A 12,681-nucleotide genomic window follows, 5' to 3' on the forward strand; every position below is an offset into this window, starting at 1 on the left:
ATGAAGAAAATTTTAAACCTTTTTGCAGTATTTATATTCTTTTTAGGCTCGGCCCAGATTGATAACATCGCGGACGGCGAATCTATCACTCTCAGAATACACTACGGCTTCCTTAACGCAGGAACAGCGAACCTTACTACAAAACAGACCAATTACAAAGGGATACCCCATCTGTATGTAAAAGGTACAGGGCAGACTACCGGCGCCGTAAAAGCATTCTTCAAAGTGGAAGATTTATATGAAAGTTTTATCAATACACAGACAGGATTACCAAGTTTCTATGTCAGAAATGTACGTGAAGGAAGCTACCGCCAGCATTTTGAAACGGTTTTTAATCACGATAACAATACATTAATTTTAACAGATAAAAAGACTCCGGCCAATGGTTCTAAGGTTTTAAAATCAGTAAAAGGAGTTCAGGATATGCTTTCATGTTTTTACTATTTAAGAAGTAAAAGCCCGGATGAACTGAAAGTGGGAACCATCATCAATATGAATGTATGGATTGATGATGAAATGTTTCCTTTTCAACTAAAAGTGACAGGAACAGAAAATTTAAAGACCAAATTCGGGACTATCAATTGTTTAAAGATTATTCCCTCTGTAAAAAGCGGAAGAGTATTTAAAGAAAAAGAAGGGGTAACGATGTGGGTTTCCAATGATGCCAACCACGTGCCTATGCTGTTGAAAGCTGAACTTGCAGTAGGTTCATTAAAAGCCAGCATTGACGATTACAAAAACGTAAAATACCCTTTGAAATTTAGTAATTAAAGAAAAATTATTTTAAAATATAATGCCTGTAAAATTTTACAGGCTTTTTTTATTTCCCATGTAATATATTCTTAACACAGGTTGTCTTTATTATAGAGGCAGACAAAGAGCTGCAGCATGTCAATACTTCCTTTGGGATACCTAGCGGATTCGAATCGAAGTATGGGCATAAGAAACAGACACGTGTAAATTTTTCAATAAGATCAGTTTTTAATTACGTTTTGTTTCTTAGGTCAGTAATTAAAAACAAAAACCTCCGGAGCTCCGGAGGTTTGATTTTTTATAGTGTTTTGAACTGTTCCAGTGTTCTGATATCGTTTTCAAAGAACATTCTGATGTCACTCATCTGGTAAAGAAGCATTGTAATTCTTTCAATTCCCATTCCGAATGCATATCCTGAATATTTCTCAGAATCAATATTCACATTTTTCAGTACGGCAGGGTCTACCATTCCGCATCCCATAATTTCCAGCCATCCTGTTCCTTTCGTGATTCTGTAATCTGTTTCAGAGTTCAATCCCCAATACACATCAATCTCAGCACTTGGCTCAGTGAACGGGAAGAATGAAGGTCTCATTCTGATTTTAGATTTTCCGAAAAGCTCAGTCGTAAAGAACTGTATTGTCTGCTTTAAGTCAGCAAAACTTACATTCTCATCAATATATAATCCCTCAATCTGGTGGAAAATACAGTGAGAACGTGAAGAAATCGCTTCATTTCTGAAAACTCTTCCCGGAGATAAAATCCTGATTGGTGGCTGATTTTCTTCCATAAAACGAGTCTGTACGGAAGAAGTATGCGTTCTCAATAGAATATCCGGATTCTGCTCAATAAAGAACGTATCCTGCATATCTCTTGCCGGGTGGTATTCCGGAAGATTAAGCGCCGTAAAGTTATGCCAGTCATCTTCAATCTCAGGTCCGTCTGCAACTGCAAAACCAATAGATTTGAAGATTTCAATAATTCTGTTTTTTACCAGATTAATTGGGTGTCTTGACCCCAATTCCAAAGGAAATTCAGGTCTTGTAAGATCTTCTTTTTCTACGACAACAGAAGATTCAGAAGAATTTTTCAAATCTTCCAATTTTCCGGCAACTGCCTGTTTCAAAGTATTGATCTTCTGTCCGAAATCTTTCTTCTGGTCGTTAGGAACTTCTTTTAATGTTTCGTAAAAATCATTAAGAACCCCTTTTTTACCGTTGTACTTGATTCGGAAGCTTTCGATATCTTCCCTAGAGGTAGCATTGAAGCCGTTTACTTCGATCAGTAGTTCTTCTATCTTTTCAATCATTATTTTACCCTTTCAAAATGTTTTGCAAAAATACGACTTTTAAGTTTAATATTAAGTCCGTCATAAAAAAATCTGCCTCTTTTTCGGGAGGCAGACTTCAATCACTTATTTCACTTAAATAAAAAAATTATTTCTTTTCTAAAGCTTTAACGTTGATCTGAAGAGTCACCTCGTCTTTAATCACTCCGTTTTCAGCAGGAGCCTGGAACTTCACCCCAAACTCTTCTCTCTTGATATCTTTCGGTTCAGTAGCTACACTCACCACTCCATCTTTAACAGAAACATTAGCTTTAAACTGAACAGGCTTGGTAATTCCTTTAATCGTTAAATTACCATCCAAAAGAGTATTGTAATCACCTTCTGTAGCTGGAGTAACCTTTGTAATTTCATAAGAAGCAGTTGGAAATTTTTCAACTTCAAAGAAATCACCGCTCTTCAGGTGGCCATTTAATTTCCCCATATCTTCCGGGCTGTCTTTCAAGTCTACAGAAGTTAATGAGCTCATATCAGCAACGAATTTTCCGCTTTCCAGTTTTCCGTCTTTCACCGTCACATCTCCGCTTTCAAACCTGATCGTTCCAAAATGGCTCGTATTTTCAGATTTAAATACTTTATATCCCTTCCATTCAACTTTACTGTTTAGCGTATCCAAAGTGAACTGGCTACCTTCTTTAGTAGTCGTCACCTCATTACTCTCACTGGTAAGCGGTTTATCTTTTTTACAAGAAACCATTACAGCAGCAACGAATAAAGCAGGAATCGCTATCGAAAACAGTTTTTTTCTCATTTTTGATTTATTTTTATTAGTCCCGCTAATATAATAAAAAAAATTATGTTTTCATAAAAACCTTACATTTGTAATATGCTATTAGAAATAAACAATTTATTTTTCTCTCATAACAAAGAAAACCCCCTGTTTCAGAACCTTAACCTAAGGTTTGAAGAAAACAGAATTATAGCTCTTGCCGGGGAAAGTGGATGCGGAAAATCTACTCTTCTCAACCTTATTTATGGGCTTCTTGATTGGGAAAGCGGAGAAATTATTTTTAACGGAAACCGGCTTTTAGGACCGAAAGGAAATCTTGTTCCCGGAGAACCAGAAATGAAATTTGTAGCACAGAATTTTGACCTTATGCCTTACGCTACGGTTGCCGAAAATGTAGGAAAGTTTATTTCAAATATCAATTTAAAACAAAAAAAAGAAACTGTAACGGAACTTCTTGAGGTAGTAGGTCTTCAGGAATTTGCCAATGTACTTCCCAAATATTTAAGTGGTGGGCAGCAGCAAAGAGTGGCCATTGCCCGAGCATTGTCTGTACTTCCCAAACTCCTTATTTTAGATGAACCATTCAGTAATCTGGATTTTCCGAGAAAAATTGAACTAAGAGAAAGACTGTTCAGATACGTAAAACAGCATGGTGTTTCTTTGATCATTTCTACTCACGAACTTCAGGATATTATGCCTTGGCTGGATCAGATTGTCATTTTACAGGATGGAAGGCTTATTCAGAATGACAGTCCGGAAGAAACCTACAGACATCCTTACAACTCTTATGTTGCAAAATTATTCGGAGAGGTGAATATTTTCAGCGAAACTGAAGCTGAAGACTTCCAGCTTTCAAAATTATCCTATTATCCTAAAGAAATAAAAATCACAGAAACCGGTCTCGAAGCCGAAGTGATTGAAAGCAGATTTGCAGGAAACTATTATTGGAATAAAATTAAAGCAAAGAATAAAGAAATGGTGGTTTATACGGATGAAAAATCAGAGGGGCTAATTACTATTTCGTTCATGTAAATAAAGGACGAATTTCTCAATTTGCTTATTAACCTGATTCTTTATTTTAAGATTCATCTTTTCATTACACATCACATAACACCAACATTTACTTACACTTATCCATAAAAAAATACAAACATAAGAATCCATATATCAAACTTTTTCTTACATTTGTATCTCTAAAGCATAAGGAAATTTTTGGTTACTTCTCTTTCTGCCTTCCAGACGGACATTAGCAATCTTGCAATTAAGTCTTAGAAAGATTACACTGTCCAATCTTTTCCTTTTCTTATTTTTATAGCATAAAAAACAAAGCTTTCTTACGCTTTCTTTACAAATTCAGATTTAAGAGCCATAGCTCCAAAACCATCAATTTTGCAGTCAATATTATGATCACTACCTGGTCTTAAACGGATATTTTTCACTTTAGTTCCAGCTTTTACCGGTTTTGGTGCTCCTTTTACAGGAAGATCTTTTACCACAACTACAGAATCTCCATCCTGAAGTTCGTTTCCGTTTGAATCCAATATCTTTCCTTCGTTAGACGCTTCTGCAGCCACTTCTGCAGGATCCCATTCGTAGAAACACTGGGAGCATACCATCATATTATCACTTGGATAGGTAAATTCAGAGCTGCATTTCGGACAAAGTACTGTATCACTCATATTTTTAATTTTTTGCAAAGGTAGAGCTTTTTGGAGGTTGAAGTCAAGAGGGAATAATGGGACCATCAATAAGTCAATTTTTGCTTCGCAAAGTGAATGATGAATTCCCAACCTCAATCTCAATCCAAAGTACCCAAACCCGAATCTCGAATCTCTTATCCGAAAAAAATTCACAAGCGCAGCGGATTGACCATTCACTATTCACCATTTACAGCCTCATTCATCATCTCCTCCATCCCAAATTCCAAACTCTCAATTAAAAGTCGTATTTTTGCAGATTCAAACAGCGAAGCAAATTTATGGAACTTATTCACAGAAACTTGGCCATCGGAATTCACGATGCCCTACAGGAGACATTTTTCGAGAAAAACAAATATGCCGATAAGGTTATTGAAAGACTTCTGAAAGCAAACAGAAAATGGGGAAGCCAGGACAGAGCTGTTGTTTCTGAGATCTTCTACAATATCATCCGTTGGAAAAAACGTATTGAATATTATATGGGGGAAGGTGTAAAACCCAACAATATTTACAAGCTTATTATCGCCTATTTACTTTGGAGTAAAACCAATTATAAAAAATTCGAAGAATTTGACGGAATCAAAATTGCCGATATTCTTACGAAACTTAAAAAGAATACAGTTCCTACAAAAGCAATAGAACATTCTATTCCTGAATGGCTGGCTGAAACTCTTGAAAAAGAACTTGGAGCCAACTGGGAAAGAGAAATGACTGCTTTGAATGAGCAGGCTCCTACAGTTTTAAGAGCCAACTCTTTAAGAACAACACCTAAGGAGCTTATTTCAGACCTTTCTGATGAAGGAGTAACAGCTTTTTCTATTAAAAATTATCCCGATGCTGTTCAGCTGGAAGAAAAGAAAAACGTTTTCCTGACCACAGCTTTCAAAGAAGGATTATTTGAAGTTCAGGACGCCTCTTCTCAAAAGATCGGTTATTTTCTTGATGTAAAAGAAGGACAGAGAGTAGTGGATGCATGTGCTGGTGCGGGAGGAAAAACACTTCACTTAGCAGCCATCATGAAAAATAAAGGTCAAATCGTAGCCCTGGATATTTTCGAATGGAAATTAGCAGAATTGAAGCGTCGTGCAAAAAGAGCCGGAGCTCACAACATTGAAACCCGTATGATTTCCGACAATAAGGTCATCAAACGTCTTCATGATAAAGTAGACCGACTTTTGATTGATGCACCATGTTCAGGTCTTGGAGTTTTAAAAAGAAACCCTGACAGTAAGTGGAAAATTGATCAGGCCTTTATTGACAGAATTAAAAAAGAACAGCAGCAAATCCTTCAGGATTATTCTAAAATGCTTAAAAAAGGAGGAAAAATGGTATATGCTACATGTTCTATCCTTCCATCTGAAAATAATCTGCAGGTAGATGAATTCATCAAAAACAATCCTGGATTCAAAATGATTAAGGATGAAAAAGTAATGCCTAGCGAAGGCTATGACGGATTCTATATGGCTTTGATTGAGAGAATTTCTTAATCTAAACCCAATAACAATATATAAAACTACTCTATTTTCTGGAGTAGTTTTTTTTATTTAAAAATCTTTCCAAAAAAATGTAACATTTTTTGTAACATTTAAAGTACACTGTCTACTAACTGTATAGAATAATCCGTTTTGATGCTGTAGAAACTTTAGAATAACTTTGCAGCAAACTCATTTTATCTATGCATACAAGAACTTTTTTCAATTTTCTGGCAATCTTCTTATACGGTCTGTTTTCTGCACAGACCTATGAAATTCAATATACCAGCTCATATAACGGAAAAACAACTGCTGACCAGCCCTCCACCATCGTTTGGGTTAATGAGAAAGAAAATTTCATTCTCAACAGCACTATCAAAGAACAAAAAAGCAGCTTCCCTTATGAAATCACTAAGGTAGAAAAACCATCAAACGCAATTGTTTCTTATGCTTTTTTGAAACCAGAATCCATTATTTCAACATCAGATGCTGAGTCTGTGGGGAAACAGGATTTTGAACTTACCAATGAAACTAAAAAGATTTTAGGATACAACTGTAAAAAAGCAGTTACCAAAGTCAATTCAAACACCATTGAAGTCTGGTATACGAATGATTTGAAACTGAAAGGCGGACCTTCTGTTTTAGGACAGAATTTAGGGCTGGTTCTGGAAGTTGAAAGAAATAAAAACTCCTTAATTACGGCAAGCTCGATCAAAAAAATCAAGAACCCAGGGATTGAAAGTATTGTAAAAGGAAACATCCAGACAACAGATCAATTAGGATATAAAGATTTACTTTGGAAAAGCAGATTTACCACGCTGAATGTTTTTGAAAACGAAACCATCAATTTTTCTGATGCTTCCAAATCAGATGATCAGATAAAAAGATATGCCAACGGTACCATCATTCTTAAAAAGATAAAATTCCCTGCTATTACAGAAGGGGAAAATATTTTTGTAGAACTGAAACAACAGTCGAACGGCGATGCCTATGACAGAACCGGAACCGTATTTTTCATTCCGCAGGATAAAGAAAAGTCTTTTTTTGATGGATTGGAAAAGGGAGCAAAAACACTTCCTGTCTACGAAAACGGAAACGGAAAGCAATATTATGGGATAACAACTACCGACAACTATAGTCCTGCTATGGAAATGATGAGATTCTTTACCGCTTTTGGAATCCAGAAGTTCAATCATATTCAGCTTAAAGGAAAAAACTGGCAGACCATCAGCCCTTACCGACAGGATATTACAGAATTGAAACCTGCATTATCTGGAAAAGAGCTTTGGGTAGGTACATTTATTGGCAACTATGATAAAGGAGGCCATAAAGTAAGCCTGGATATTACCATTCATAAAAGTGATCAGAATATTTATAAAAATAATACCGCGATACCATTATTCAATACTTTAAATATTATGGAAATGGCTGGACAGGACTACTCCACGATGTTCAATCAGGATAAAGGACTCCTTGTTAATTTCACTTTAAATAAAGATTTAAAAAACGCTCAGCTAAGGTATACCACCACCGGACACGGAGGCTGGGAAAACGGCGATGAATTTGTCCCTAAAGCCAATTCTATTTTTGTTGATGAAAATCCTGTATTTTCATTCGTTCCGTGGAGAACAGACTGTGGTTCGTACCGTTTGTACAATCCCGCATCAGGAAACTTCCAGGACGGCCTTTCATCATCAGACCTCAGCAGATCAAACTGGTGCCCGGGAACGGTTACCAATCCCAACTTCATTCCTCTGGGAGATTTGAAAGCAGGAAAGCATACAATTCAGGTGAAAATTCCTCAGGGAGCTTCCGAAGGCACAAGTTTCAGTGCATGGAATGTTTCGGGAACTTTACTCGGAGTACAATAAAAACAAAACCTTCTTGCATGAGAATTGCAAGAAGGTAAAAACACAAATGATGAAAAAAAATTATTTCGAGCCACAAAGTAAGGGTTAAAATTCATATAATTAATTACCATAGATTAATAAATATGTCATTTTTATTTTGTATAAGGATGTACAAATTTAGCCTGGCGAAAAAAATCAATCAAAAACATATAAAACTCAATAAATAGTTAATATTTTTAACTTTAAAATTCTAATTAATTAAAAATATTCCGTTTCAAATATTTTTTATTGCTATTTATAAACATCACCTTTACTTTTGTTTCATAAATAATAGAAATTATGTGTGGAATTGTATGTTTATTTGATGCCAAGCAAAAAACTGAAGGATTAAGATCCCAGGTTTTGGAAATGTCAAAAAAAATCCGTCACAGAGGACCGGATTGGAGCGGAGTTTTTCAGGATGAAAAAGTAATTTTCTCTCATGAAAGACTTGCCATAGTAGATCCTACTTCTGGAAAACAACCTTTATTTACAAAAGACGGAAAAGTAGTATTAGCTGTGAACGGTGAAATCTACAACCATAGAGAATTAAAAGAAGAATTTCCTGATTATGAGTTTCAGACTCAGTCTGACTGTGAGGTTATTCTGGCTCTTTACAAAAAATATGGGAAAAATTTTGTTGAAAAACTGAACGGAATTTTTGCCTTCGCATTATATGACACTGAAAATGAGGTCTATCTTATTGCCCGTGATCACATGGGAATCTGCCCTCTTTATCAAGGATGGGACAAAAACGGAAACTATTATGTAGCTTCTGAATTAAAAGCTCTTGAAGGTGTATGTAAAAAAATTGAAACATTTTTACCGGGACATTTCGTTTACAGTCCTGACGGCACTGAGCTTCAGCAGTGGTATTCAAGAGACTGGGACAGCTTTGATCATGTGAAAGAAAACGAAACAGATATCGCAAAATTAAGAAAAGGTCTTGAGGATGCTGTTCACAGACAACTGATGAGTGATGTTCCTTATGGAGTACTTCTTTCGGGAGGTTTAGATTCTTCAGTTATTTCAGCGATCACTGCAAAATTTGCCCGCCAGAGAATCGAAAGCGGAGATACACAGGAAGCCTGGTATCCAAGACTTCATAGTTTTGCTGTAGGACTTGTGGGTTCTCCCGATCTGGCTGCTGCACAAACTGCTGCAAAACATATTGGATCTGTTCACCATGAAGTCAACTTTACCGTTCAGGAAGGGCTGGATGCTATACGTGACGTAATTTACCATCTGGAAACCTATGATGTAACAACAATCAGGGCATCCACCCCAATGTATCTACTGGCAAGAGTAATCAAGTCTATGGGGATAAAAATGGTACTTTCAGGAGAGGGTTCTGATGAATTATTCGGTGGTTATTTGTATTTCCATAAAGCTCCCAACGCAAGAGAATTCCATGATGAAACAGTAAGAAAACTGGGTAAACTTCACCTGTACGACTGTTTAAGAGCCAATAAAGCATTGATGAGCTGGGGAATCGAGGGAAGAGTTCCTTTCCTTGACAAAGAATTCATGGATATTGCTATGACTCTTAACCCGAAAGATAAAATGATCAATACCGCTGAAGGAAAAATCGAAAAATGGGTACTGAGAAAAGCCTTTGAAGACCTTCTTCCTGATTCTATTGTCTGGAGACAGAAAGAACAGTTCTCAGATGGTGTAGGTTATTCATGGATAGATACTTTAAAAGAGGTTGCTGAAAAAGAAGTAACGGATGAAATGATGGTTAACGCAAGATTCCGATTCCCGTTAAACACTCCTCAGAACAAAGAAGAATACCGATACAGAACTATTTTTGAAGAACATTTTCCAAGTGAAACGGCAGCCGCTACTGTTCCATCTGTTCCATCTGTAGCATGCTCCACTCCTATCGCTTTAGAATGGGATGAAGCATTCAAAAAAATGAACGATCCAAGCGGAAGAGCGGTGAAGGTACATGAAACTTCGTATTAGAGAAGTAAATTGGTGAATCGTCAATGGTTAATCCGCTGCGGTTTTGAATTTATTACTTGGTTCGGGTTGTGAGATTCGAAGTTACGAACAATCAATATAGAAGCATTTTCTAATTGATGGTGAATTATTCATCATTTATTTTGCAAAGCAAAAATTCACCATTAATATTTCATTTCATCGCTTAAACACCTAACTTCCTCAGTTATAATTTATCAATCCTGTAGCAATACAGGATTTTCTTTTGAATTAACAATAACAATATGGCATAATTTAACTGACAATCCAAAATAATATCTAATAAATAATTATATTTGGAAAACGAAAATATCAATTATAAAAAAATGAGAAGAAACCTAACTGTTTTATTTGCCTTATTAGCCATAAGTTTTGCTTTTGGACAAGGAAAATATGGCAAATATCTGAATTCAAAGAAGCTTGCTTTGGCTTATAAGAGTGTGAAAGATCAAGATAAAGATGATTACTACCAACAATTCTACTGGCTTGTAAAAGCAGAGCAGCTAAAAACGTATCCTCACCTTAAAGATATAAAACCTGTTGTTTTATATGAATTTGTAAAATATGTAAACCCTCAGAATCCAACAAAAAAGCTGGACGACAGAGGTAAAGAATTGAGAGCAACAGCAGAATTATCATTAAATCAATATTTTAAAAATAAAAAATTTGAAAACAATTCTGTTTTAATGTATAACCTTGAAACGTATGTAGATCCTTCAAAAGGGCAATACTATACAAAGGTTGATCCTGAGAAAATCAAGGAGCTTGTACCGAAAGAATTGTTTGCTTTCAACTCTTTCAACAGAAATATGGGAGAAGAGAAAACGTATTACCTTTGGATTGATAAGAAAAAAGACGATTTGAATATTGTAGATATCATCCCTAGCGAAAAAGAAGACAAAGCTTTCTACGCAAGACTGAAACAATATCTTCCAAGCTATAAGTTTTCAAAATATGTTCCTACTGTAAAAAAAGGTAACAAATCTGATAAGACAGATATCGAATATTATTACATCATGCCATTTGAGCAGAATACCGATAACATCGAATACAAAACAAAGGATTTCAAAACTTTCACTTTAAGCCAGTATAGAAAAGCTGGTGACGAATGGAAAGGAGTAGAAAAACCTAGAAAATAAATCAAAAAGTCCTGTGAAATCTCGCAGGACTTTTTTAATTTTATATGGATTTCTTTATCTAAAGATCAACCCGCTTAAAGCAGGCAGGTTTTTCAAACAAAATAAGTCTGGACGTTTTTTTAACAGCCCAGCCTATACGAAATGACAGAAGCAAGTACACCACAGACATCCATAAAAAAAATACTTCCCTTAATTCTGGCCACTGCTATTTTTATGCAGATGCTGGATTCAACCATCCTGAACACTTCCCTGCCTTCCATTGCAAAAGATCTGCATGAGTCTCCGCTTAATATGCAGAACGCCATTATCAGTTATGTTCTGACATTGGCTGTTTTCATGCCCGCCAGCGGATTTCTGGCAGACCGGTTCGGGACAAAAAAAATATTCATCTTCTCGTTGATATTGTTCAGCTTAGGTTCTTTGTTTTGTTCCTTATCTCAAAATCTTACCCATTTGGTTATTTCAAGGGTTATCCAGGGAGTTGGAGGAAGTTTAATGACTCCTGTCGGAAAATTAGCACTGATCAAAACGTTTGATAAGAGTGAACTGTTGAAAGCGATGAACTTTGCTATCATTCCAGCACTTATTGGTCCTGTATTAGGTCCATTGGTTGGTGGTTATATGGTAGATTATCTTTCATGGCATTGGATATTTCTTATCAATATCCCGATTGGTGTTTTAGGAATTCTTTTAGGATTAAAATTCATGCCCAATTATAAGTCTGATGATGTAGATTTTGATTTAAAAGGCTTTTTAATTTTTGCCGCGGCATCCCTCCTGCTTTCCGTTTCACTGGAACTTTTTGGGGATATGCAGAATATAACCCCTGTTTTACTTGTATTTATCATGGGCTTCCTGTTCCTATACTATTATTACAAACACGCAAAAAGAGGAGGAAACCCTATATTTCCGCTAAATCTTTTTCAGGTAAGAACTTTCCGGGTAGGTATTGTGGGAAACCTGGCCACCAGATTAGGAATCAGCTCTGTTCCGCTATTGCTTCCTCTGATGATTCAGATTGCGTATAAACAGTCTGCAGTAACTTCAGGCTGGATCATTGCTCCCATGGCTTTAACGGCTATCTTCGGGAAATCATCTGTAATTAAAATTCTGGATAAATATGGCTATCGTCAGACTTTGATGATCAATACATTCATCATTGGAACACTGATATGTCTGCTCGCCATACCTGATATACACACTTCTTTGTATTGGTTTATTCCTATTATTGCGGTGTTAGGGTTCTTCAATTCTATACAATTCACCTCTATGAATACTATTTCTATTGCTGACCTTCGGAATTTCCAGACCAGCAGCGGAAACTCTTTAATTTCGGTGAATCAACAGCTGGCCATCGGTTTCGGAATTGCATTCGGATTGATTGTTTTAAAACTGTTTGAAAATACAGATCTTATTAATGGTGAAATCCATAATGCCTTTCGACTCACATTTCTCACGGTAGGAATATTGACTATTTTATCAGGATTTGTTTTCAGAAGACTGCACATTTCGGATGGAAAGAATATGAAGTCGAAGGAAGAGTAAAGAATAGACTTAAAAGGTTGGATCTACAATTCACTCTTTACATTTTGCCATTCTACCCTTCCTACGAACTTAACACAGATCAATGCTTTTCGCACATAACTATGGTAATTTTGTTTACATAATCAACA

The 12,681-nt window shown here is 36.0% G+C and carries 10 protein-coding genes; 7 read left to right on the plus strand and 3 right to left on the minus strand.

Annotated features, from left to right (window positions below; all coding sequences use genetic code 11):
- Positions 1-771: a DUF3108 domain-containing protein gene (locus AC57AW_RS02290; protein WP_318849002.1), complete on the plus strand. Its 771-nt coding sequence runs from the start codon at positions 1-3 to the stop codon at positions 769-771.
- Positions 772-1,051: 280 nt separating this feature from the next.
- Here the strand turns inward: AC57AW_RS02290 and pheS are convergent, their stop codons facing one another.
- Together pheS and AC57AW_RS02300 are read right to left on the minus strand one after the other, a co-directional pair.
- A complete protein-coding gene (pheS, locus tag AC57AW_RS02295) occupies positions 1,052-2,062 on the minus strand; it encodes a phenylalanine--tRNA ligase subunit alpha (RefSeq protein WP_318849001.1) in 1,011 nt (336 codons plus the stop codon).
- Positions 2,063-2,189: 127 nt separating this feature from the next.
- The gene (locus AC57AW_RS02300; RefSeq protein WP_318849000.1) at positions 2,190-2,849 is read right to left on the minus strand and encodes a YceI family protein; all 660 of its coding nucleotides are present in this window, start codon (positions 2,847-2,849) and stop codon (positions 2,190-2,192) included.
- A gap of 75 nt (positions 2,850-2,924) precedes the next feature.
- Between AC57AW_RS02300 and AC57AW_RS02305 the strand changes: the two genes are divergently transcribed.
- The gene (locus tag AC57AW_RS02305) at positions 2,925-3,860 is read left to right on the plus strand and encodes a sulfate/molybdate ABC transporter ATP-binding protein (RefSeq protein WP_496350691.1); all 936 of its coding nucleotides are present in this window, start codon (positions 2,925-2,927) and stop codon (positions 3,858-3,860) included.
- Between the two features lie 302 nt (positions 3,861-4,162).
- On the opposite strand, the gene AC57AW_RS02310 is transcribed toward AC57AW_RS02305, so the two are convergent.
- A complete protein-coding gene (locus AC57AW_RS02310) occupies positions 4,163-4,507 on the minus strand; it encodes a zinc ribbon domain-containing protein YjdM (protein WP_318848998.1) in 345 nt (114 codons plus the stop codon).
- 299 nt (positions 4,508-4,806) lie between these two features.
- On the opposite strand from AC57AW_RS02310, the gene AC57AW_RS02315 reads away from it, so the two are divergent.
- The 5 genes from AC57AW_RS02315 (at position 4,807) to AC57AW_RS02335 (ending at position 12,553) form a co-directional block, all read left to right on the plus strand.
- Positions 4,807-6,012, plus strand: a complete 1,206-nt coding sequence (locus tag AC57AW_RS02315; RefSeq protein ID WP_318848997.1) for an RsmB/NOP family class I SAM-dependent RNA methyltransferase — start codon at positions 4,807-4,809, stop codon at positions 6,010-6,012.
- Positions 6,013-6,200: 188 nt separating this feature from the next.
- Positions 6,201-7,868 carry a GLPGLI family protein gene (locus AC57AW_RS02320; protein ID WP_496350692.1) on the plus strand — a complete coding sequence of 556 codons (1,668 nt, stop codon included), beginning with the start codon at positions 6,201-6,203 and terminating at the stop codon, positions 7,866-7,868.
- 318 nt (positions 7,869-8,186) lie between these two features.
- Positions 8,187-9,854, plus strand: a complete 1,668-nt coding sequence (gene asnB / locus AC57AW_RS02325) for an asparagine synthase B (protein WP_496350693.1) — start codon at positions 8,187-8,189, stop codon at positions 9,852-9,854.
- 341 nt (positions 9,855-10,195) lie between these two features.
- Positions 10,196-11,008: a hypothetical protein gene (locus AC57AW_RS02330; protein WP_318848994.1), complete on the plus strand. Its 813-nt coding sequence runs from the start codon at positions 10,196-10,198 to the stop codon at positions 11,006-11,008.
- Between the two features lie 141 nt (positions 11,009-11,149).
- A complete protein-coding gene (locus AC57AW_RS02335; protein ID WP_496350694.1) occupies positions 11,150-12,553 on the plus strand; it encodes an MFS transporter in 1,404 nt (467 codons plus the stop codon).
- The last annotated feature ends 128 nt before the right edge of the window (positions 12,554-12,681 follow it).

The organism is Chryseobacterium sp. BGA-UO-ETr-SB22 (assembly GCF_059567885.1).

Bases quoted from the DNA above. Each gene is read 5' to 3' on its own strand.
- asnB (WP_496350693.1), top strand. From the start codon at position 8,187: ATGTGTGGAATTGTATGTTTATTTGATGCCAAGCAAAAAACTGAAGGA.
- AC57AW_RS02305 (WP_496350691.1), top strand. From the start codon at position 2,925: ATGCTATTAGAAATAAACAATTTATTTTTCTCTCATAACAAAGAAAAC.
- AC57AW_RS02335 (WP_496350694.1), top strand. From the start codon at position 11,150: ATGACAGAAGCAAGTACACCACAGACATCCATAAAAAAAATACTTCCC.
- AC57AW_RS02330 (WP_318848994.1), top strand. From the start codon at position 10,196: ATGAGAAGAAACCTAACTGTTTTATTTGCCTTATTAGCCATAAGTTTT.
- AC57AW_RS02300 (WP_318849000.1), bottom strand. From the start codon at position 2,849: ATGAGAAAAAAACTGTTTTCGATAGCGATTCCTGCTTTATTCGTTGCT.
- AC57AW_RS02315 (WP_318848997.1), top strand. From the start codon at position 4,807: ATGGAACTTATTCACAGAAACTTGGCCATCGGAATTCACGATGCCCTA.
- AC57AW_RS02310 (WP_318848998.1), bottom strand. From the start codon at position 4,507: ATGAGTGATACAGTACTTTGTCCGAAATGCAGCTCTGAATTTACCTAT.
- pheS (WP_318849001.1), bottom strand. From the start codon at position 2,062: ATGATTGAAAAGATAGAAGAACTACTGATCGAAGTAAACGGCTTCAAT.
- AC57AW_RS02290 (WP_318849002.1), top strand. From the start codon at position 1: ATGAAGAAAATTTTAAACCTTTTTGCAGTATTTATATTCTTTTTAGGC.
- AC57AW_RS02320 (WP_496350692.1), top strand. From the start codon at position 6,201: ATGCATACAAGAACTTTTTTCAATTTTCTGGCAATCTTCTTATACGGT.